The sequence below is a fragment of the Acinetobacter sp. YH12155 genome (assembly GCF_013418255.1).
In the GTDB taxonomy this organism is placed as follows: domain Bacteria; phylum Pseudomonadota; class Gammaproteobacteria; order Pseudomonadales; family Moraxellaceae; genus Acinetobacter; species Acinetobacter indicus.
This window is the reverse complement of record NZ_VPCK01000019.1, coordinates 1-20972: the sequence shown is the minus strand read 5'-3', so window position 1 is coordinate 20972 and position 20972 is coordinate 1. Positions and strand designations below refer to the sequence as shown.

Here is a 20972-nt window from a genome sequence, read left to right as displayed (position 1 = left end):
ACATGCCTTCAAAAAATAATATTGCCCTGACTTATATGCTGCTGGTGTTTATCTGGGCCTCGACACCGCTGGCGATTGTCTGGAGTGTGTCGGATTTGCATATGCTGTGGGCGCTGGCTTTACGTTTTTTTATTGCCTTGCCGCTGGCCTTTGTCTTTTTATTGCTACTCAAAGTGCGTTTTCCGGTTGATCAGACGGCATTGCACAGTTATGTGGCCGGTTCCTGCAGCCTGTTTGGTTCCCAGATTTTTACCTATCTGGCCACCAGCTATTTAAGTTCGGGCATGATTGCACTGATGTTTGGTCTGGCGCCGATTATTGCCGGCCTGATTGGGCGTTTTGCCTTTCAGCAGCGTCTGAAAAAACTGCAATGGTTCGGGATGCTGGTTGCAGTGCTGGGACTGGGTATTATCTGTCTGGGCGGAGAAAACCAGCATGTACAGCCGGTCGGGATTGGTCTGATGCTGCTGAGCGTGCTGATTTATGCCATGTCCATTTTCTGGGTCAAAAAAGTGAATGCCAAGGTGGAACCTGTGGCACAGGCCACTGGTTCAATCCTGATTTCAACCTTGATGGCAATTTTGATGTTGCCAATAATCTGGCCTTATGCACCGACTGAAATTCCGGAAACCAAGGCTTTATTCTCTTTACTGTATACGGTGGTGATGGCTTCACTGATTGCCATGTTCTGTTATTTTAAGCTGGTACAGAATATTCAGGCGACCACATTGTCACTGATCACTGTCATGACCCCAATGCTGGCCCTGCTAATTGGTGCATTTCTGAATCAGGAAGCCCTGAGCTTGACAGTGCTGATCGGAGCTTTGGTCTTATTGTTTGGCTTGTTCTTATATTTCTTCCATGATTTACGTGCAAGCCGGGCGTTGGCACGTAAACAGGCACATCCTGAAACTTATTTAGATTGACACTGCTGGATGACTTCGGTCAGTTTGCTGCGGTCTTGCGGGTGTAAAGTAATAAAATAGGCCCCGGTACGATAGCGGCCATTATCTTCGGCATTGCTATAGACCACCTGGGCAGTTGCAGCAATATGAAAGAAATTTTCCGGATGACTTAAGGTCACGTGAATATAGCTGCCATCGGCAATTTCACGCTCGCTGTAGAAGCTTAAACCGCTTTCGGAAAAGTTGACCTGTTCTGGTACAGGTAACATGCTTTGTACAATTGCATCGTATAAAGAACCGGTAATCAGGTTTAATTTTTGGTTGAATAAGGATAAGATTCGAGCAATTTGTTGATCTTTTTCAGATAATTGTTCTAATTCGTAGTTAAGCGCATGATCAAATTGATCTAATTCAGCGAGTAGTAGAAAATAACGCGGCAACATAAAATTAGGATCGTAAGGATCATTAAGAGCAACTTGATCAGAAATAAGCTGATAGTTGATTCTCAACGCAGCATCGATACGTGACATCACGCGACGTTCATTTTGAGCGTTTTGATGCTGTAAATTTTCCATAATGTATTACCTCGGACTAGATGGTATGTTTAAACCAATCTCGATATATATAGGGTTGAGATATACGCGCGCTCGGCGCAGTAATCACTTTATTTCTTTTATTGCTCTGGTTTCAATGATCGGTCTCACTTTAGGTGTTGCTGTTCTGATTACAGTGTTATCTGTGATGAACGGATTTGACCGTGAATTGAAGAACCGGGTCTTGGGGATGATTCCGCAAGCGACTGTTTCATCTACCCAGATTTTAACAGATTGGCCTGAACTTGCAAAAAAAGTTGAGCAACATGAGCACGTTACAGGTGCTGCACCGTTTACCCAATTACAGGGGATGTTGACTGCACATGGCCAGGTTTCCGGTATTATGGTGACCGGTATCGAACCGGAATATGAGAAGAAAGTTTCGATTATTCATCAGCATATGGTGGAAGGCAGCATTGATAACCTGAAAAAAGGCGAGTTTGGGATTGTGCTGGGCAAGCAAATGACCGATGCCTTGGGCCTCAGTTTAAATGACAGTATTACTTTGGTCTTGCCTGAAGCAACGCCATCACCGGCCGGTGTGGTGCCACGTTTTAAACGTTTTACCATTGTGGGGATTTTCAGCATTGGTGCCGAAGTTGATTCGATGATGGGCTATATCGCCCTGAATGATGCTTCGACCCTGTTACGTCTGCCGGATGGCGCACAAGGCGTACGCATGAAGCTGGACGATATTTTTGCCGCACCTACCGTTGCCAACGACATTGTGAGTGAACTGCCAGCCAATTTCTATGCTTCAGACTGGACCTATACTCATGGTAACCTGTTCAGTGCGATTCAGATGGAAAAGGCCATGGTCAGCCTGTTACTGTTCTTAATCGTTCTGGTCGCAGCCTTTAATATTGTCTCATCTCTGGTGATGGTGGTGACTGACAAAAAAGCCGATATCGCAATTTTACGGACCTTAGGTGCATCTCCGGGCACGATTACCCGAATCTTTATGGTGCAAGGGACCGTGATTGGCGTGATCGGGACAGTCTCCGGCGCGATTCTTGGAATTATTTTTGCCTCCAGCATCAGTGGTTTTATTGCCTGGCTGAACAATGTTTTGGGCTTGAATCTGTTTGATGCCTATTTCATTAACTACTTACCATCGCATTTAAGATGGCAAGATGTCGTGGTCATTGTCAGCCTGTCTTTAATTTTAAGTTTCCTGGCCACAATTTATCCGGCGTTACGCGCGGCGAAAATTCAACCTGCAGAGGCGCTTCGTTATGAATAAAACTGTACTAGAAGCCAAACAGGTCACTAAACATTTTACTGACGGCAAAACCACAGTAGATGTACTGCGCGGCCTCGATTTAAAAATCGAACAGGGACAATTTGTGTCGATTGTCGGCGCCAGTGGTTCAGGTAAAAGTACCTTGCTGCACGTCCTTGGCGGGCTTGATCGTCCAAGTCAGGGCGAGGTTTATTTAAATGGCCAGCGCTTTGACAATTTAGGCGAAGCTGAGCGTGGTTATTTGCGTAACCAATATCTGGGCTTTGTTTATCAGTTCCACCATTTGCTACCTGAATTTAGTGCGCTGGAAAATGTGGCAATGCCCTTGATGCTGCGTAAGGAAAGTAACTTTAAAGAAGTCAAACAGCAGGCCGAATATCTGCTGGATCGGGTGGGCTTATCGCATCGATTGACCCATAAACCGGGTGAACTGTCGGGTGGTGAACGTCAGCGTGTGGCCTTGGCGCGTGCCATTGTCACCAAGCCGGCAGTCATGCTGGCCGATGAACCGACCGGGAACCTGGACCGTAAAACCGCCATCAAGATTTTTGAGCTGTTACGCGAGCTGCGCCGTGAGTTTAATATGGCCATGCTAATTGTGACCCATGATGAAGAGCTGGCCAAATCGGCCGATACCATTTTGCATATGCAGGATGGCATCTGGGTACCCGACTAAAACCCGATTATCAGATCAATGACCCTTGAAGCCCACTCCGGTGGGCTTTATGCTTGCTCAAAATAAAAATAAGACAGAAAACGACATGTTCAAAATCATGGGTGCCGGCTGGATTGTAGGTATTGCCTGTATGGGCAAAACGCTATGGCCGATGCTGGATTTCCCGCTCTGGTTGTCAGGCCTGTTACTGATTATCCTGCTTTTACAGCAAATAGCTGCTTTACATTGGTCCCATCTGGGCATCCAATTGATTAATACCTGTGTGGCATTTGTCATTACATTTTTGTTGGGGCTGAATTTTGCCCAAAACCAGTTGCAAGAGCGGTTGATATTTCGTGAACTGACCCGCCAGCCGGCAGAGGTGGTGGTCTATGTCCAGCAAATCAATCAGCTGGGTAGCAGCCAGCTCCGGCAACCGGTTCAGGTGCTGAACCGGCATAGCCAGCCGGTGCAATGGCTGGCCTTGCTGCCGGCTGAACAGGAACTACAGCTGGGGCGTTATTATCGTTTACAGGGGCAGACCTTGCCGGCGCACAGTTTTGCCGTTCCGGGTGCGTTTGATGTAGAGCAGTGGTATCTCCAGCAAAATATCATGAGCGGCTTTCAGGTCCAGTCGATTGTGGAACTGACTGAATCGGAACTGTATCGGCTGGGATTTGGGGCACATTTAAGACAGCATCAGCAACTCTGGCCGCAATTTAAATTGTGGATCGAAACACAGCGTTTACAGATTCGTGACTTTATCCAGCAGCAGGCATTACAGCATCCCGGCTTAATACTGGCACTGCTGACTGGCGATAAAAGTTTACTCGATGAAGCCACCGAGCAGCAGTTTCAGCGTTTCGGGATGAGTCATTTGCTGGCGATTTCCGGGCCGCATGTGCTGATTTTTGCCGCCATGCTGTGTTTTGTGCTGCAGCGCCTGGTCACTCGCTATTGGCCCGAATTATATGCGCAATTGCCCCGAAGTTATCTGCTGTTGCTGCCGTTTATGGGCTGTGTATTTGTATATTGTGCCTATGTTGGGTTTGAAATTCCTGCGCTCAGGACTTTACTGATTTGTCTGGTGGCAGGCGCCTGCCTGTTGCTAAAGCAGCCGATACAGCCGCTGTCTTTGCTGATTGGTAGTGCTTCGTTATTGCTGCTGCTTGATCCGTTGAGTGTGCTGTCGGCGGCATTCTGGCTGTCTTATGGCGCCTGCTTTGTGCTGTTAAGGATTTACCAGACCCTCCGGCAACAACCGGTGCATCCGCAGCAGACGTTGATGCAGAAATTGTGGCAGGGCTTCCGGCTGTTATTTGAATCGCAATGGAAAATTTTTATTGCGCTGTTTCCGCTGATGATCATCTTCTTCAAGCAGATTGCCTGGATTGCGCCGCTGAGTAATCTATTGGCCATTCCCTGGATCGGTCTGGTGACTGTACCGCTGGATATTCTGGCCGGTTTAAGTTTTTATCTGGCGGAACCGCTGAGCCAGTTGCTGTTTCAGCTCAATGACTTGGCGCTAAGTCTGTTATTGGGTTGTTTGCAGTTGCTGGATTTGCTGTTTGTGCCGCAACTGATTCCGGTTGCGCTGAGCCCACCGATGCTGCTGAGTCTGGTGCTGGGACTGATGATTTTATTTCTTCCCGCAGGTCTAGTGCCTAAAGCCTGGTCAGCGCTGTGCTTGTTGCCTTTACTTTTTCAGGATCAGTTTTCTCGGCAGGTGGAACTTACTGTGCTGGATGTCGGGCAGGGGCAGGCAATCTTTTTACGCTATCATGAACACAGCATGATGATTGATATGGGCGGTCATTATGATGAACAGAAATGGAGTATCGGCCGGCAGATTATCCAGCCCTTTTTAAGTGTCAAAGGCGTGCAGCAGTTAGATTATTTATGGTTGACCCATCTGGATCAGGATCATAGCGGCGCTTATCAGACCTTAAAGCCACAGTTACAGGTGCAACAGGTCTATGCCAATGCTCAGCTTGAAGTAAATCCTCATAGCCATTTTGACTATTGCCAGCAAGGACAGCAATGGCAGTGGCAGCCGGGCATCCAGATACAGGTACTCTCTCCGAAACCGGAGCAGTTAAATCCTGTAGAACAGCAGAAAAATGAAAGTTCCTGTGTGCTGCTGGTCGAGTTTGCACAGGCTCAGCCTTATTCTCGCTTTTTATTGATGGGTGATGCAGGCTGGCCGACTGAATATCAGTTATTACAGGATTATCCGGATTTAAAAGTGGATGTGCTGGTGCTCGGCCATCATGGTAGCCGGCACAGTTCATCTTACCAGTTTTTAAAACAGCTGGAGCCTAAACTGGCAATTGCATCGGCGGGGCTGAATAACCGTTATGGCCATCCGAGCACGCAGGTAAAAGCCCGACTGAACGCCTTAAAAATTCCCTTATGGCAGACCGCGCAGCAGGGTAGCATCCAGTTTTATCCCACTGAGAATGAGGTGCTACCGTATCGGCATATGCGGGTTTGGCTGCGGCGTGATTAAGCGGAATTAGCTTTGGTATTTTGAATTAACGCCAAGGCTTCATCCGTAGGAATATCATAAATCCGTCTTAAGGCTGGATGTGCCTTAAAGCGTTTATAACTCCAGTGATAATGTTCCGGATGCTGGGCAATCAGCTGTTCAATCTTCTGGTGAATCATTGCGGTGCCTTCATTGGCAGAACAGTCGTAGAGCTGTGCGTCCATGGCCTCAATGAAAATATCAAAACCTTGCTGTTCATTGCGCAGTGCATATAAGAACAGGGCGGCGGCTTTGGTTTTTTGAATCAGCTTGGCGCTCAGGTTACTGGATTCAAGTGGCAGGCCAAAATAGTGAATCATTTCACCCCCCAAATGCGGGGTGTGGTCCGGCAGAATTACTGTGGTTCCACCTTGTTTCAGTGCCTTAAAAATCTGACGAATACCACTGTCATTGGTCGGCACCAGATTGGCCTGTTCGCGGCTGCGTGCGTTACGGACAAACTCATCAGCCGATGGATTTTTCACCGGTTTATACATGATGGTCATTTCGGTGTGCTGCGCCACCCAGGCATTCATGATTTCCCAGGTGCCAAAATGCGGCACAATCAGTACCACGCCTTTTTGCGCAGCCAGTGCCTCATGTAACAGCTGTTCGCCATGCACCTGATGAATGCGGGAAATATTCTTGTGGTTTTCTGCACCCCAGATATTAAAAAACTCAAAATAAGAGGTGAGTTCATTGCGAATGGCCTGACGCGCCAGCTGTTCACGCTGGGTCGCATCTAAATGCGGCATGGCAATATTTAAATTGAGGCGAATGACCTGAGAGGTCTTGCTGAGCTGAAAGACATTCAAAAATGCCGCCAACAGGCGGGCCGCCCAGCGTGAAAGGCTGAGGGGCTGTCGACTGACAAAATGAAGTAAACGAGAGATAGTCGTTGGGGCGAGTTTATCAGTCATTCAGTATAGTGAAATCTAAAGAAAAGGTTAAAAATGAAAATATTATAGGGGAAAACATTCAATTTAGACAGCAATCAGTTTTTCGGCGTATATAATGGAGGAAAATTAACTCGAGTTTTGGATTGTTTTTATGTCCGATTGGCCGCCTAAACCAGAAAATGAAATCAAGAATAGCCATCCACCCACAGCACAACAACCGACAGGAAACGAATGGAAGTTACTGGAAAAAGCGGTTTTAGCCTCTGTTGAAGAACAGCGCCGCGCCAGACGCTGGGGAATTTTCTTTAAGTTCCTGACCTTTGCCTATATTTTTATTCTGCTGGTGATTATGGGTAAAAGCTGTAGCAATAATTCTGCTACGGCCGTGACCAGCAGTTCGCATATTGCCGTGGTCGATATTGTGGGTACCATCGCAGCCGATAAACAGAGCGTCAATAGTGAAAATACCATTAAATCACTGCGTAAAGCCTATGAAGCAACCGGCAGTAAGGCGGTGGTGTTAAATATTAATTCACCGGGCGGATCACCGGTTCAGTCCGATGAAATCTGGCAGGAAATCCAGTATTTAAAACAGCAGCATCAGGATAAAAAACTGTATGCGGTGATTGGCGATACCGGTGCTTCAGGCGCTTATTATATTGCTTCAGCTGCCGATGAAATTATTGCCAATCCATCCAGTCTGGTTGGTTCGATTGGAGTGATTATGCCGAATTATGGCGTCAGTGGCTTAATGCAAAAGCTGGGTGTTGAAGATCGCACCATGACCTCCGGTGAAAATAAGGCATTGCTGTCGATGACACAACCGGTGGATCCAGCGCAAAAAGCCCATGTTCAGGGTGTACTAGATAATGTGCATGCGCATTTCATTACTGCAGTCAAACAGGGCCGTGGCAACAAGTTAAAAGCCAATGATCCGACCTTGTTCTCCGGCTTATTCTGGACCGGCGATCAGGCGTTGAAACTGGGGATTATTGACCGTCTGGGCAGTATGAATACTTTAAAACGTGAATTAAAAGTCGACAAAACCGTCAACTATACCATTGAATATAATCCGCTAGATTCGATGCTGGGTCGTATGGGCACTGCGGTAGGTCAGGGGATGGCCAGCGCTGTATCGCAGCAGATTCAATCTGAACAAAGTACCAAATTACAATGAAACCATTAATCCATTTTGCTCACGCCAATGGCGTACCGTCACGGGTCTATCAAAAACTATTTCAGCATCTGCAAGATGATTATGACGTGATTGATGTGCCTTTGCTCGGGCCAGATAAACGCTATCCAATCGACAATCACTGGAACAGTCTGACCCAGCAGGTGATTGACAGTATTGTGCGGCAGGCACAAGGCCGCAAGGTGATTGCACTGGGTCATTCGCTTGGTTCGGTGCTAAGCTTTCAGGCTGCGCAGCAACGCCCGGAACTGTTTTCACAGCTGATCATGCTGGATCCGCCAATGATCATGGGCAAAGAAGCGCTAGTGATGCATGTAGCGAAACTGTTGAAGCTGAAAGCCCTCGATAAAATGTCACCGGCGGGATTGTCTAAACGCCGCCGTGATCATTGGGAGTCACGTCAGCAGGCGGCCGAGCTGCTCAGACCCAAAGGCTTTTATCAAGATTTTGATCCGGACTGTTTTCAGGCTTATATCGACCATGCACTGACAGAAGATCCTGTACGTGGTGGGGTGACGCTTACCATTCCTAAAATGGATGAAGTACAGATTTTCCGTACCAATCCATCTTTATGGTGGTTGCCACAGGCCAAATTGAAAGTACCGGCACAACTGGTGGTGGCCGAGAAAGGTCCGTTTCTGGCCCGAAAGTTTCCACAGCAAATTGAGAAGAAATTCGGGATTCCTTTTCATGTTGCGCCGGGCGGTCATATGTTCCCACTGGAACAGCCTGAGCAAGTGGCACAGATGATTAAATCCTTATTACAGGATCAGGCACCTTAAGATTACTTTTGGGAAAAATCAGGTCATAAAAAAACGCATCCGAGGATGCGTTTTTTTATAGATATTACTTTTTATTTTAGCGCTGACAGAACTGTAGCGGTTGCGCTAACACCTGACCACGATACAGCACCGCGTTTGGTGTGTGCTGCAGCGTACCACTACAAATCCATTCCACCACTTGCGGATAAATCAGATGTTCCAGCACATGCACACGATTGGCCAAGCTTTCCACGCTGTCCTGATGCGATACTGTAAGTACCCCTTGGGCCAGCGCCTGACCGGCATCCAGCTCGGCAGTCACATAATGTACCGTACAGCCATGATAGACATCACCCGTGTTTAACACCCGTTGATGAGTATGCATGCCTTTGTAATGCGGCAGCAGAGAAGGGTGAATGTTCAGCATTTTCCCTTCCCAGGCTTTAACAAACTTGGCGCTTAAAATGCGCATAAAGCCTGCCAGTACCACCAGATCAACCTCCCAGTCTAAAAGCTGTTGATGCATCACATCATCAAAACTTTCACGGTCTGGGTATTGCTTGTGTTCAATTACCGCAGTGGCAATACCGGCTTTTTGGGCACGTTCCAGCGCATAGGCTCCAGGTTTGTTGGAAATGACCCCGACAATTTGTCCCGAAAGACGGGCATCAATCAGGGCCTGTAAGTTCGATCCACTGCCTGAAACAAGTACAGCAATTTTCAACATAGACAATTACGCAAAAATCACACGGATTTTTTCGTCAGCACCTTCAACAGATTCTGCATTGTCAACAATGTGACCCATTGCCCAAGCTTTTTCGCCCAACTGGTTCAGCAATTCAACAGTTTTGTCAGCATCCGCTGCATCCACTGCCAATACCATACCAACGCCACAGTTAAAGGTACGGTACATTTCGAATTGTTCAACACCACCTTCTTTTTGCAGCAGTTTGAACAGTTCTGGCCATTCCCAAGATGATTCGTTAATCACCGCTTGCGCGCCATTTGGAAGTACGCGTGGTAAGTTACCAGGTAAACCGCCACCGGTGATGTGCGCCATTGCGTGAACATCAACAGATTTAAGTAATTCAAGAATCGGTTTGACATAAATACGGGTTGGTTCCATCGCTGCATCTGCCAGCGGACGGCCATCTACGATTTGAGTCAGGTCAACGTTTTTCACGTCCAGAATTTTACGAAGCAGAGAATAGCCGTTTGAGTGTGCACCTGAAGACGCAACACCAATCAGAACGTCACCCGCTTTGACTTTAGAGCCATCAATAATTTTGCTTTGCTCAACCACGCCTACGCAGAAACCTGCAAGGTCATAATCTTCGCCTTCATACATGCCAGGCATTTCAGCAGTTTCACCGCCAACCAGTGCACAGCCCGCAAGCTCACAACCTTGACCGATCCCGGTAACTACATTGGCTGCAACATCAACGTTTAAGTGACCCGTTGCATAGTAGTCGAGGAAGAACAGTGGTTCTGCGCCACAAACCAGCAGGTCGTTCACACACATGGCCACCAGATCCTGACCAATAGTGTCATGACGGTTTAAATTAAGGGCTAAACGTAATTTTGTACCAACACCGTCTGTGCCTGATACGAGAACAGGTTCTTCATAACCTTTAGGAATTTTACAAAGTGCGCCAAAGCCGCCTAATCCGCCCATCACTTCAGGACGAGTGGTGCGTTTCGCAACAGATTTAATTCGATCGACTAACGCGTCACCGGCTTCGATGTCGACACCAGCATCTTTATAGCTTAAACCAGGGGTAGGGTTAGAAGTTGAGTTGCTCATAATGAAGTCTCCGCATTCGCGCGGGGGATTATAACCCGAATATACGAAACTCTTATGTTATTTATGCGCTAAAATGCTATCTTTATTAAAATATTTTACTTTATATAACGATTACACTGCAAAAAGGCGAGATTCTATGGCAGATCGTACTTTACGTCGCATTTTTATCCTTGCCGGGATAGCTTTAATTTTTTGGATTTTATATTTACTCAAGCCGGTCGTTATTCCATTTATTGTCGCCTTTCTTGTGGCTTATCTGTTCAGTCCACTGGTTGATACTTTATATCGGGTTGGGGTGCCGCGCTGGTTATCCATCAGCATCGTTTTTGTCGGAATCGGGATTCTACTGACCGTGGCAGTCTGGTACATCATTCCGCTGGTCTGGAAACAGCTGATGATTGCCCGCGACAGTATTCCGGTCGGAATTAACTGGATCAATACCACCTTTTTGCCCTGGATTTCTGAAACTTTTAATGTCGATGAGATGGAAATTGATACCACGCATATGTCAACCATTATCATGGACTATGTGCAGACCAATTACAGCGCCGACAGCATTCAGGCCATGATTTTACGGGTGGCGCAGTCCGGTCTGAACTTTATCCAGATTGGCGGGACCATTGTTTTAATTCCAATTATTGCCTTCTATTTTCTGCTCGACTGGGACCGTATGCTGGACAGTCTGCGCCGTTTAATTCCACGTCCGTATGAGCGCAGCACCCTGCATATTGTGAATGAATGCCATAATGTATTAGGCGCGTTTGTCAAAGGTCAGTTCCTGGTGATGATCCTCCTAGGTGTGGTCTATGCCACCGGTCTGCAACTGATTGGTCTGGACGTTGGCCTGATTATCGGGATGGTGGCAGGTCTGGCCAGTATCATCCCATATTTAGGTTTTGCGGTCGGGATTATTGCTGCGGTCATTGCCACCTTATTGCAGTTTGGTATCGACTGGATGCAACTGTTCTTGGTGCTGGTGGTGTTTATGATTGGTCAGGCGGTAGAAGGCTATGTACTGCAACCATTTTTACTGGGCGATAAAATCGGACTGTCACCGGTAGCAGTGGTGTTTGCCGTACTGGCCGGTGCGCAACTGGCCGGTTTCCTCGGGATGCTAATTGCCTTGCCGGTTGCCGCGGTAATTGTGGTCTTGCTACGTCATGCCCGGGATTGCTATGAACGCAGTCAGTGGTATGGACAGTCGACGGCCATCATTCATCATGACCAGCAAACAGGTAGTCTCAGCATAGAAACTGATCAGGTGGATGTCGATATTGATCTTGAGAAAGATCAGACAAAGCCACTGCAACAGACTGAAAAATCGAGTAAGATGAATCCTCTTGATCCTAAAGATGTTTAACGAAGGCCTATTCTGTATATGCGTCAACTGCAGCTTGATATAGAACCTCAACTCGATGCCCGAATCAGTGATTTTTCTGGTCCGGGCTGGGGCCATGTAATTGACGCAGTGCGACAGTTGCATGCGGGGCTGGTCAACCGTTTTTATGTTTATGGCGGTGCGGGTACCGGCAAAAGCCATCTGCTTTCGGCGATTTGCGATTCTTATCTGGAAATTGGCAAATCCGCGATTAAAGTCTCTTTGCTGGAACTTCTGGATGCCCCGACCGAAGCCATTACCTCTTTAGATCATTTTGATCTGGTCTGTCTGGATGATATTGAAGCGATTAGCGGCGTGCCGCATTGGCAGCGCGCGGTATTTCATTTAATCAATTACAGCAATGAAATGGGCGGGCAATTGGTGTTTTCATCACGTTTTGCCCCGATTGAACTGAAACTGGAATTGCCCGATTTACAGTCCCGTTTAACTCAGGCTGTGAGTGTGAAAGTGCCGACCGGCAGCCTGTTTGCCGACCGTCAGGCGTTGGTGACTTCGGTGCTGCAACGTAAAGGTATTCAGATTGATCAGCAGATTATTGATTACTTGCTGTTACATGGTCCGCAGCAGACTTCAATGCTGTTACAAAGCCTGCAACAACTGATTCAGCTGCTAAAAGGCGAAAAAACCAAACTGAGCGGTGCGAATTTGCGTCAGATCTACGCATTAATTGACGAATATCGGTAAAATACAAAAAAACTTGAGTAATTACTCTAGCTATGACAAATTACACTCAAAATAAGTCTTAGTTGCAAGGAAGCTGCAACTTAAAAATAAAAATGAATAAATAGGTTAAGGAGTAAGCTTATGCTCAAGCGGAGCATCGGCATTGGTATGCTGTTTATTGCGGGACATGCTTATAGTAGCAATATTGTTGTCACCATCACTGAAGATATTCAAGCCAATGATAAAGAATGTTCACTGCGCGAAGCAGTCGAGTATATTAATTTGGGGTTGCCGGAAGAAGGTCATAATGGCTGCGGTGGCGAAAATTCCTCCAATGTCATTCTGTTAGAAAAACACGCCGTTTATAAACTTAATCAGCAGTTAAAAATCACCCAACCCTTAAGCATTAAAACCACCTATGACACCGGCCTGAAAGAAAACAATATCAAAGGCCTGAACAATGCCATTATCGAAATGGCCGGTAATGAACGTATTTTTCATATTGAAAGTAGTGATGATAAACGTATTCAGGTCAACCTGAGCGAAGTCAGCCTGCAAGGCTGTGGCAGCGACAGTTGCCGTCCCAATCAGGGCGGCCTGATTCTGAACCATGAATACCTGGTGCTGGATTATGTCAAGCTGAGTCAGGGTCGAGCCAACCAGGGCGGCGCCATCTATAATCTGGCTGAAGAGGGAGAGAATATCGCGCCAGCCTTTATTGAAATTAAAAACAGTTTAATCCAGCACAACCATGCCACCGAGGGTGGCGCCATCTATAGCCGACTGCCAAGCTTCCGGATTTATGCAGCGGTGTTTAGCGACAACAAAACCAGCGATCTGGCATCTGCCAACCTCTACACCCAGTTACCTACAGAAGATGTCGAAAATCTCAAGCTGCTGGCCGCTGCCAATACCATCAGCAGTACGACCTTTAACCGCAATGAAGGCTATGTGCTGAACCTGAGAGACAATATCGGGGTCAATAATGTCACCTTAATGGGCAATAGCGCTGGGGTACGTTTAGAAGCCCCGGCAGGAAAAGGCTATATTGCCAACAGTATTCTGCTGGCCAATCCACATCCTGTGACGGCGCAGTCTGCTAACTGTAGCAAAGAGGCAGCCGATCAAAGCGTGCTGCAAAACAATCTGGTCTCTGAAGAATGTGGAACGGGCGATGCCAATTACCCGAACCAGATCTGGCAGGGTAGCCATATTTTTAGCGGGAATATCCTGGAAGGCGCCTGTAAGGTGCTGAGTGAAGATGAGGACGCATTATTCTGCCCGTATCAGGTTAAAGAAGAACAGTTCCTGGGCTATATTCGCCCACGTATTTTACTGAATTACCAGACCCTGGCTGACTCTCCAATCGTCAACAAAGGCTATGCACAAGTGGGCACCACTGAGCAGGTTACTTGTGCCTCGGCAGATCAGCGCGGGGTGAACCGAGCTTCGGATAATACCTTGTGTGACCGTGGTGCAATTGAAATTACCGTACCTGATGCCTCAGGTCTCATTGGTCGGGATATTCTGGCCGGTGAAATTGCGGAAATGTCGGTCAGCGATTTAATTGGTGATAGTGATCTGGTACCAGCCGAGTTCTGTGATAGCCTGTTTAGCAGCAATCCGACCGGGAAAGCCTGGCAAGCCGGCTGTGTGCAGATTGAGCAGACCCAGACCAGTTCCAAAGGCCAACTGACAATTGATGAGCAGGGCAAGATTATTTATACCCCGGATTCTGCTTGGCATGGCGCAGATGTTTTTAAAATTAAACTGGTGACCAGCAGTACACGTTTTAACACCACCAAACCGTATGTGGAAATTCGTGTACAAGTGATTCAGGCACCTGAAAACCACATGGACAGTGACAAAATTAAAACATCTGGCGGAGCAGTGGCTGGCTATGGCGTGCTCATGTTGATGTTACTGGCAGCTTGGCGCCGTAAAAAATAAAAACAGGGAAAGGGAATGAAAAATTATAAAAAAGCACTCTTGGGAGTCATGATTGTCAGTGCCATGTCATTAATGGCCGCAGAAGACCGTACTATTTATGTCACTACATTTGCCGATGAAAATGGTGAAAACCCGGATAAATGTTCGCTACGTGAAGCCTTGGTGGCGGCCAAACAGAACAAAGCCTTTGGGGGCTGTAGTGTCGGCAATACCAACTATATTGCAGTGGACTATATCCGTCTGCAAGCGGGTGAATACAAGTTAAATGCTGAATTACGCCCGCAATCCAATGTGCGGATTATGGGGGCGACACCGCTTGATTACAGCAAGAAAGATCCTATTACCCACCGTTATCCGGCGCTGATACCACATCAGACCATTATTAACGGCCAGGGGTTGCATCGTATTGTTAATACGCTCGACAGTCAGGCCAATGTTATGTTTGACGATCTGACCCTTAAAAATGGCTATAGCGATGGGCTGGGTGGGGCTTTACTGGTTGCCGGACCGTTGACCTTAACCAATACCGCAATTCTGGACTCGCAGGCAGCGCGGGGTGGTGCACTGTATATTGCTGCCCATAATCAGGAACAGCCAATTACGGTGGTGAATAGCCTGATTCAGGGGAACAGCGCCAGTGTCGGCAGTGTGCTGGCGATGGACTGTACGGCAAATCTGGCAGATACCCAAGCCAATATTACCATTCAGCAAAGCAGTGTCATTCAGAATGGCAACAGCAACAGCCTGAGTAGCTTTGATTTTTGTGGCAAGCCGCGTCTGACTTTAACCAATACCACAGTGGCTAAAAATAAAGCGAACTTAACGCAGGGGCATATTTTTAACCTGGCCAATGGCCCGGAACACCGCCTCAGTACGCAATCGGTCTTCAGTTTAAATAACAATACCATTGTCGAAAATGAGGCTGCCAGCACCTTCTATTATGATGATTCAGGCATCAAAGTATTAAGATTTAATGTGCTGGCATTTAATACCGGAAAATCATGCCGTTATGCGTTGAATAATGGCAATTTAACCGAGCGGCAACCGAATATCAGCTCATCACGCAATGCGCTAATTTTCCCGAATGCACAAAGTGTAGAGCAGGGGGTATGTGACCTGCCGGAAACGCTCGCGAGCACAGAAGAAAACTCAATGAGCTCGGTGAATCTGAGTGGCAAGCAGTTAAGTGATGTGCTCTATCCAATGCAGCCGGCTTCAGCCTATAACTTATTCCTGCCGTTATATTATCCAAAAAATCTGGACAATGATGCGGACCTGGTCAATGTCGAAGGATTTGGCTGTGAAGTGTCAGATCAGCGTGGTTTACAGCGTGTGACTGATGGCACCCTGATTTTAGATCCAGAACAGAAAAACAGCTGTGAAATTGGTTCGGTTGAACTCATGCGTATGACCGCAGCAGATATTGTCAATCTGAAAAACGTGTCGCATGTGACCTTGTTTGACAGCTATCAGCAGGAGATTGACCGTTTAAAAGCGCTGGTTCAGGCACCAGAGAAAAATAAAGAGCTGTTGGCCCAACATCAGGCAGATCTGCAAAACTATGAAAATTTACTTAAATTTTCCAAGCAAAAACAGAAGTATCGGACTATTTATATCGATCCATTTGCACTAGCCCTCAAGCATGATGAACCAAATGCCGATGGTAGCGTGGCACAATTGCTGGAACTAAAACCGGAACACTTTAATATCAGTACAGAAGTCTATGGTATTGGCGGTGGTTTAGAAGATGTGGCCTTTGACCGCAGTAAACTGCTGCATGATCCAAACCTGAAATGCGAATGGGATGCCGATGTAAAACGGATTCTGTTCTATCGGGTCGATGATCAGGTGACCCAGAATATTGATTCTGCCTATTGTGCCTATACCATTACGTCGGTGACGGATCCAACTGTTCAGTCGAGTGGTTTGCTTGAGGCAAAATTCATGAACATCAAACCGATTGCCAAAGCCGACCGCTACACCATTGAATATGGTTCGGATTTGAAAATTAATGTCAATCCGCTGGAAAATGACAGTGATGATGGCGATGGACCTGTCAATACACTGCTGTCTGGACAAAATAAACCGGCCTTTTATACCGATAGCAATGGACTTGAATTGCCAATCCTTTTAACCAATGTACCTGAAAGTGTACTGGTCACGGCAGACCGGAGTGGTCAATGTCCAGGGGATTATGTGAGTGAAACCTGTTATGGTGGAAACCTGCAGATTCAGGTGCGTAACAGCTATAGCCCGTTTGATTATGAGCTGAAATACAAGGTATTTGATGCTGAACAGGAGCTGTCCAATGAGGCGACCATCAGCCTGATCAATACCGCGAAAAACAGCAATACTGAAGGAAGCGGTGGTGGAAGTTTAGGGCTTGCTGGATTATTTGGTTTATTGGGTATGGCGGTATATCGTGTACGCCGTCAGTTTAAGTCCTAAATCATGAATTCAGTGAGTGTAAAAAAGCCTCTTTCAAGAGGCTTTTTTATGGACCAGCATTGGGTTGATGCTTGGCTTAACCGCTTAGTATTCCGTCGGCGTGATATATTTATTGATATATTCTTCACGAATCAGCACGCGTTCTTCAGGCGTGGCCTTCTGCATTCTTTGGCCCAGTTCCTTGCGTTCCTGGGTACTCATTTTTTGCCAGGTTTCACGCATTTTCTGCTTTTCTGCATCGGGTAGCTGAATAAACCAGTCCATACGCTGTTGCAAAGAAGCACTTTTATCGGACGGCAGTTCTTTTAAATTCTGATAACGTTTGATTAAGGCCAATTGTTCTTCATCTGAGAGGGTTTCCCAGCTTTCAACAATTTTTGTGTCTGCATCTTTGGAGAAAATCCAGAAACGCTCAAAGCCTGCAAAGCTGGTTTGCAAAAAGCCCAGCGCACAGAAGGCGAATGCTAAACGTTTAGCTGCCATGTTGAACTTTATCCTCACCCAGCACCAATAACATTTCTAGATCTTCCATCATTTGTGGTGAAAGTTTTGGCGTAGCCACCACCTGATTTTGCGGTTGCGCGGTCATTTCTACCGAATTTGGTAAAATGACGAATCCTGCAATGGCAGCCGCAAGTGCAAAACCGGACATTTTCCACAGGCCATAGCGTGATGTCTGCTTATCCTGAATCTGATCCAGAACATGATTCATCACCACAGCTTTGTCTTTGTGGTGGTGGGCGAGTCCATCAAGTTTGGAAGTCACTTGTTTTAAGAAATCATCTTGTTTCATTCGGATGATCCTCCCAGATATGGATTCATATGTGCCAGAGTCTGGCGTAAAGCCTGAATAGCACGATGATAATGGGTTTTTACACTGCCTTCAGAACAATTCATAATCTGGGCAGTAGTCTGAGTATCGAACCCTTCCCAGGCCCGCAGCATAAACGCTTGTTGCTGACGCACTGGAAGTTTGGCGATTGCCTCCTGAATTTCTTCAGCAGTCATGGCTTGGTCCAAAAACTCAGCAGGATTGAGTGCACGTTCATCGACCAGATCATTTTGTTCGACATCATCGTCATCCAGGCTGACTTTGCGGAAAAATGAAAAGGGTTGTGCACGACGGGCTTCTTTACGTCGCCAGTCCTGTAATTTGTTATTTAAAATGGTGTAGAACAGCGGATACCACTCATCTGTGCTTTTATCGGCATAGGATTTGTGCAGGGAAATAAAGGCTTCCTGAACCAGATCCATCGCGATGCCATGCTGTCCCTGAGTGGCACTTTCCATCATCACTAAGGCGCGCCCGGTGACCTCGTGCATAAAAGTTTTCAGGCGTTGTTCAGCCGTACTCTTCAGAGTACTCAAACTTTCAGGTTGAGACTTTTTGGGTGCTAAATCCATAGAGATGGAAAATCCTGTCATTGGATACCCACCATTATTTTTAACTTCATGGCACTATTAACGTTAAAAATAATGGTTCGGTTGACATTACAAGTTATTATTTTTCTAGTGTAATCTATTTTTTTAATAGGGCCAGCCTATTTAATATAAATTAACGTATTAGAGTCGTTGACGTACCATTTCAAAAAAACAGACTGAACCGGCAATCGCGACATTTAAGGATTCCTGTCCGCCCGGTTGGGGAATGGTAACGGCTTCGGCATGTGCTAGTGCGTAATCCGATACACCTTGACCTTCATTACCGAGAATCCATACGCATGGCTGGCTTAAGTCTTTGACATACAGGCTGGTGGAACGGTGTGAGCTGGTGACATAGACCGGAATTTTAAACTGTTCCAGAATCTCCTCGAGCTGGATATTTTCAAAGGTCTGCAAAGAAAAATGCGCCCCCATCCCGGCACGTAATACCCGTGGTGACCATAACGAGGCGGAGCCTTTGGTGCAGACAATTTGCTGGATGCCGGCTGCAGCAGCCGAGCGTAGCAGGGTGCCGACATTGCCCGGGTCTTGGACATTTTCCAGGATTAAGGTATCGGCCTGATAGTCAAGCGCCTGACTGGAACTTGGCAAATCGACAATAGCCAGACAGGCAAGGGTGGTGCCCAAGGTACTTAAATCTTTATATAAAGACTCGCCAATTACAAACACCGTACCCTGATACTGGTCCAGAATATCGTTCAGATCAGGATGTTTCAGGGCATTTTCGGTGGTGAAAATCGCGTTAATTTTCCGGTTTTGTTCTAACCATGCCAGACAAAGGTGCGAACCTTCAAGCACAGTCTGACCTTGTTTTTTACGGTAGCTGTTTTGTTCAATCAAGCCACGTAGGTGCTTAATTTTAGGATTATCTTTCGATTCGAGAAATAAGATAGGCATGGAGAACATCCACACCTGTGAGCACAGACCCACAGGTGTTAATCAGAAAAAATTAAGCGTGGTAGCCAGTAACAAGATCAACTTCGTTTTTAGAACCAATGATCACTGGTACACGTTGATGCAGATCGGTCGGTTCAATTTCCAGAATACGTACACGACCTGTTGTCGACGCACCACCGGCTTGTTCCATGAGCATACTCATCGGGTTGGCTTCATACATTAAACGTAAACGGCCAGCTTTTTTCGGGTCTTTCAGGTCATATGGATACATGAAAATCCCGCTACGGCATAGAATACGGTGGATATCACCCACCATACAGGCTACCCAGCGCATGTTAAAGTCTTTTTCACGCGGACCGGTTTTACCTGCTAGCAGTTCATCAATATAACGTTGAACGGGTGCTTCCCAATGACGCTGGTTAGAGGCATTAATTGCATATTCTTTGGTATCCGCTGCCACCTGGATATTTTCCGAAGTCAGCAGGAATTCCTGAGCTTCCGGGTCGAAGGTAAAGAATACTACACCTGCACCGACGGTTAAGGCCATCATGGTTGATGGGCCATACAGTACATAACCGGCAGCAACTTGGTGAACACCGGCCTGCATGAAATCAGCTGCTTGGGTCACTGCATTTTTTGCCGGAAGAATCGAGAAAATGGTGCCGACACACATATTGATGTCGATGTTGCTTGAACCATCTAGCGGATCGAACAGCACTAAATATTGGCCATTTTCCTGTGCCGGAGTGAATTCATCCAGTTCTTCTGAGGCTAAACCGCCGACATTAGGATGTTTCTGTAAAGCATCAATCAGGTAATCATTGGAAATGACATCGAGTTTCTTTTGCTCTTCGCCTTGCACGTTCTCATTTTGTGCACTGCCCAGAACCCCAGCCAAGGCGCCTTTTTGTAAAGCCTGATCAATAGTTTTGCAGGTATTGGCAATGGTCTCAATCACCTGTGCAAGTTCAGGGGTTAAATTTCCGCTTTGTTGTTGTAGAAATTGGGACAGGGTGCGATAAGACATAATAGGAAAACTCCGAATAAGAATCGATCGGGCATGATCAAAAAAGCTTTGTCCGATATTTTAGATGAGAACAGCTTAAAAGAAAAATTAAACTCAACTATTTGACGTGATTTTGCCCTTGCAAGTCTGCTAGAAAGTGCTATGTTGATGTGAAGGAACAGAATCAACCAGTATATAGGAGCACACATATGACAACGTTAAAGTTTGATGCGACTCCAACCCCAAGCGAAGGCATTAGTTTAGATGAAATTAGCGCCGACAAGGTTAAAGAGGCCTGGAAGGGGTATGAAGCAAAACCAGAGTACAAGAAATTTAACAAGCACGACATGATTGAGTCGATGCAACCCGCCAAAGATGAAGAAGATGCACAGGCAGATGCACCTTAAATAGAATTTGACTCAGCTCTTGTGTTTGAGTATTAAAAAAGCGCCCGATGGAGTAATGCCAGTCAGTTAAGAGATTGACTGGCTTTTTCTTGGGTATTTTTGAGGTTTTCCTTTTACAACCCTTGGATAACTCCTCACTCTTCTCTCAGGTATAACATACCGATTAGATTTCTCCAT

The 20972-nt window shown here is 46.5% G+C and carries 20 protein-coding genes; 11 read left to right on the top strand and 9 right to left on the bottom strand.

The annotated features are described in order from the left end of the window. Positions 1 to 2 precede the first annotated feature (2 nt). Positions 3 to 926, top strand: a complete 924-nt coding sequence (locus tag FTU86_RS11365; protein ID WP_180048519.1) for a DMT family transporter — start codon at positions 3 to 5, stop codon at positions 924 to 926. Here the strand turns inward: FTU86_RS11365 and FTU86_RS11360 are convergent. Beyond that, a complete protein-coding gene (locus tag FTU86_RS11360; RefSeq protein ID WP_180048518.1) occupies positions 914 to 1480 on the bottom strand; it encodes a PilZ domain-containing protein in 567 nt (188 codons plus the stop codon). The genes FTU86_RS11365 and FTU86_RS11360 overlap by 13 nt on opposite strands. 25 nt (positions 1481 to 1505) lie before the next feature. Between FTU86_RS11360 and FTU86_RS11355 the strand changes: the two genes are divergently transcribed. The 3 genes from FTU86_RS11355 (at position 1506) to FTU86_RS11345 (ending at position 5905) form a co-directional block, all read left to right on the top strand. After that, positions 1506 to 2741 carry a lipoprotein-releasing ABC transporter permease subunit gene (locus FTU86_RS11355; RefSeq protein ID WP_180048517.1) on the top strand — a complete coding sequence of 412 codons (1236 nt, stop codon included), beginning with the start codon at positions 1506 to 1508 and terminating at the stop codon, positions 2739 to 2741. Next, positions 2734 to 3417 carry a lipoprotein-releasing ABC transporter ATP-binding protein LolD gene (lolD, locus tag FTU86_RS11350; protein WP_005176563.1) on the top strand — a complete coding sequence of 228 codons (684 nt, stop codon included), beginning with the start codon at positions 2734 to 2736 and terminating at the stop codon, positions 3415 to 3417. Before FTU86_RS11355 ends, lolD begins: the two co-directional genes overlap by 8 nt. An 85-nt stretch (positions 3418 to 3502) precedes the next feature. Then, the gene (locus FTU86_RS11345) at positions 3503 to 5905 is read left to right on the top strand and encodes a DNA internalization-related competence protein ComEC/Rec2 (protein WP_180048516.1); all 2403 of its coding nucleotides are present in this window, start codon (positions 3503 to 3505) and stop codon (positions 5903 to 5905) included. Here the strand turns inward: FTU86_RS11345 and FTU86_RS11340 are convergent. Beyond that, positions 5902 to 6843 (bottom strand): lysophospholipid acyltransferase family protein, encoded by a 942-nt coding sequence (locus FTU86_RS11340; RefSeq protein WP_180048515.1) that lies wholly within the window; start codon positions 6841 to 6843, stop codon positions 5902 to 5904. The two genes, FTU86_RS11345 and FTU86_RS11340, sit on opposite strands and share 4 nt — an antisense overlap. Before the next feature lie 130 nt (positions 6844 to 6973). Between FTU86_RS11340 and sppA the strand changes: the two genes are divergently transcribed. Next, positions 6974 to 7999: a signal peptide peptidase SppA gene (gene sppA, locus FTU86_RS11335; RefSeq protein WP_168383997.1), complete on the top strand. Its 1026-nt coding sequence runs from the start codon at positions 6974 to 6976 to the stop codon at positions 7997 to 7999. Further along, a complete protein-coding gene (locus tag FTU86_RS11330) occupies positions 7996 to 8799 on the top strand; it encodes an alpha/beta fold hydrolase (RefSeq protein ID WP_005176572.1) in 804 nt (267 codons plus the stop codon). Before sppA ends, FTU86_RS11330 begins: the two co-directional genes overlap by 4 nt. 76 nt (positions 8800 to 8875) lie before the next feature. Here FTU86_RS11330 and purN read toward each other — a convergent pair whose 3' ends face one another. Together purN and purM are read right to left on the bottom strand one after the other, a co-directional pair. After that, the gene (purN, locus tag FTU86_RS11325) at positions 8876 to 9505 is read right to left on the bottom strand and encodes a phosphoribosylglycinamide formyltransferase (RefSeq protein ID WP_016660003.1); all 630 of its coding nucleotides are present in this window, start codon (positions 9503 to 9505) and stop codon (positions 8876 to 8878) included. 6 nt (positions 9506 to 9511) lie between these two features. Then, positions 9512 to 10582 (bottom strand): phosphoribosylformylglycinamidine cyclo-ligase, encoded by a 1071-nt coding sequence (purM, locus tag FTU86_RS11320; RefSeq protein WP_005176576.1) that lies wholly within the window; start codon positions 10580 to 10582, stop codon positions 9512 to 9514. Between the two features lie 136 nt (positions 10583 to 10718). Here purM and cxpE point away from each other — a divergent pair, with 136 nt between their 5' ends. The 4 genes from cxpE to FTU86_RS11300 all read left to right on the top strand — a co-directional run bounded on the left by cxpE (position 10719) and on the right by FTU86_RS11300 (position 17042). After that, positions 10719 to 11942: a chloramphenicol efflux transporter CxpE gene (gene cxpE / locus FTU86_RS11315; protein WP_104484465.1), complete on the top strand. Its 1224-nt coding sequence runs from the start codon at positions 10719 to 10721 to the stop codon at positions 11940 to 11942. Between the two features lie 18 nt (positions 11943 to 11960). Then, entirely contained in the window at positions 11961 to 12665 is a 705-nt protein-coding gene (gene hda / locus FTU86_RS11310; RefSeq protein WP_005176580.1) for a DnaA regulatory inactivator Hda, read from the top strand. A 120-nt stretch (positions 12666 to 12785) separates the two neighbouring features. Then, positions 12786 to 14594 carry a rhombotarget A gene (rbtA, locus tag FTU86_RS11305; RefSeq protein ID WP_168395033.1) on the top strand — a complete coding sequence of 603 codons (1809 nt, stop codon included), beginning with the start codon at positions 12786 to 12788 and terminating at the stop codon, positions 14592 to 14594. 15 nt (positions 14595 to 14609) lie between these two features. After that, a complete protein-coding gene (locus FTU86_RS11300; RefSeq protein WP_180048514.1) occupies positions 14610 to 17042 on the top strand; it encodes a CSLREA domain-containing protein in 2433 nt (810 codons plus the stop codon). An 84-nt stretch (positions 17043 to 17126) separates the two neighbouring features. Here the strand turns inward: FTU86_RS11300 and FTU86_RS11295 are convergent, their stop codons facing one another. The 5 genes from FTU86_RS11295 to FTU86_RS11275 form a co-directional block, all read right to left on the bottom strand. Further along, positions 17127 to 17525, bottom strand: coding sequence for a DUF3106 domain-containing protein (locus tag FTU86_RS11295; RefSeq protein ID WP_005176585.1), 399 nt, complete (start codon positions 17523 to 17525; stop codon positions 17127 to 17129). Beyond that, complete coding sequence (locus FTU86_RS11290; RefSeq protein WP_005176587.1) at positions 17515 to 17835, bottom strand: hypothetical protein; 321 nt, start codon at positions 17833 to 17835, stop codon at positions 17515 to 17517. Before FTU86_RS11290 ends, FTU86_RS11295 begins: the two co-directional genes overlap by 11 nt. Continuing rightward, positions 17832 to 18446 (bottom strand): RNA polymerase sigma factor, encoded by a 615-nt coding sequence (locus tag FTU86_RS11285; protein WP_005176588.1) that lies wholly within the window; start codon positions 18444 to 18446, stop codon positions 17832 to 17834. Before FTU86_RS11285 ends, FTU86_RS11290 begins: the two co-directional genes overlap by 4 nt. Positions 18447 to 18605: 159 nt before the next feature. Next, entirely contained in the window at positions 18606 to 19382 is a 777-nt protein-coding gene (locus FTU86_RS11280; protein WP_127800507.1) for an RNA methyltransferase, read from the bottom strand. Positions 19383 to 19434: 52 nt separating this feature from the next. Continuing rightward, positions 19435 to 20409, bottom strand: a complete 975-nt coding sequence (locus tag FTU86_RS11275) for a class 1 fructose-bisphosphatase (RefSeq protein WP_005176592.1) — start codon at positions 20407 to 20409, stop codon at positions 19435 to 19437. 188 nt (positions 20410 to 20597) lie between these two features. Here FTU86_RS11275 and FTU86_RS11270 point away from each other — a divergent pair, with 188 nt between their 5' ends. After that, the gene (locus FTU86_RS11270) at positions 20598 to 20795 is read left to right on the top strand and encodes an NF038105 family protein (protein ID WP_005176594.1); all 198 of its coding nucleotides are present in this window, start codon (positions 20598 to 20600) and stop codon (positions 20793 to 20795) included. Positions 20796 to 20972: the final 177 nt, after the last annotated feature.

Bases quoted from the DNA above. Each gene is read 5' to 3' on its own strand.
- FTU86_RS11355 (WP_180048517.1), top strand. From the start codon at position 1,506: ATGTTTAAACCAATCTCGATATATATAGGGTTGAGATATACGCGCGCT.
- FTU86_RS11270 (WP_005176594.1), top strand. From the start codon at position 20,598: ATGACAACGTTAAAGTTTGATGCGACTCCAACCCCAAGCGAAGGCATT.
- FTU86_RS11360 (WP_180048518.1), bottom strand. From the start codon at position 1,480: ATGGAAAATTTACAGCATCAAAACGCTCAAAATGAACGTCGCGTGATG.
- hda (WP_005176580.1), top strand. From the start codon at position 11,961: ATGCGTCAACTGCAGCTTGATATAGAACCTCAACTCGATGCCCGAATC.
- FTU86_RS11290 (WP_005176587.1), bottom strand. From the start codon at position 17,835: ATGAAACAAGATGATTTCTTAAAACAAGTGACTTCCAAACTTGATGGA.
- FTU86_RS11340 (WP_180048515.1), bottom strand. From the start codon at position 6,843: ATGACTGATAAACTCGCCCCAACGACTATCTCTCGTTTACTTCATTTT.
- FTU86_RS11330 (WP_005176572.1), top strand. From the start codon at position 7,996: ATGAAACCATTAATCCATTTTGCTCACGCCAATGGCGTACCGTCACGG.
- FTU86_RS11295 (WP_005176585.1), bottom strand. From the start codon at position 17,525: ATGGCAGCTAAACGTTTAGCATTCGCCTTCTGTGCGCTGGGCTTTTTG.
- FTU86_RS11285 (WP_005176588.1), bottom strand. From the start codon at position 18,446: ATGGATTTAGCACCCAAAAAGTCTCAACCTGAAAGTTTGAGTACTCTG.
- FTU86_RS11300 (WP_180048514.1), top strand. From the start codon at position 14,610: ATGAAAAATTATAAAAAAGCACTCTTGGGAGTCATGATTGTCAGTGCC.
- rbtA (WP_168395033.1), top strand. From the start codon at position 12,786: ATGCTCAAGCGGAGCATCGGCATTGGTATGCTGTTTATTGCGGGACAT.
- lolD (WP_005176563.1), top strand. From the start codon at position 2,734: ATGAATAAAACTGTACTAGAAGCCAAACAGGTCACTAAACATTTTACT.
- purM (WP_005176576.1), bottom strand. From the start codon at position 10,582: ATGAGCAACTCAACTTCTAACCCTACCCCTGGTTTAAGCTATAAAGAT.
- FTU86_RS11280 (WP_127800507.1), bottom strand. From the start codon at position 19,382: ATGCCTATCTTATTTCTCGAATCGAAAGATAATCCTAAAATTAAGCAC.
- FTU86_RS11275 (WP_005176592.1), bottom strand. From the start codon at position 20,409: ATGTCTTATCGCACCCTGTCCCAATTTCTACAACAACAAAGCGGAAAT.
- sppA (WP_168383997.1), top strand. From the start codon at position 6,974: ATGTCCGATTGGCCGCCTAAACCAGAAAATGAAATCAAGAATAGCCAT.
- purN (WP_016660003.1), bottom strand. From the start codon at position 9,505: ATGTTGAAAATTGCTGTACTTGTTTCAGGCAGTGGATCGAACTTACAG.
- cxpE (WP_104484465.1), top strand. From the start codon at position 10,719: ATGGCAGATCGTACTTTACGTCGCATTTTTATCCTTGCCGGGATAGCT.
- FTU86_RS11365 (WP_180048519.1), top strand. From the start codon at position 3: ATGCCTTCAAAAAATAATATTGCCCTGACTTATATGCTGCTGGTGTTT.
- FTU86_RS11345 (WP_180048516.1), top strand. From the start codon at position 3,503: ATGTTCAAAATCATGGGTGCCGGCTGGATTGTAGGTATTGCCTGTATG.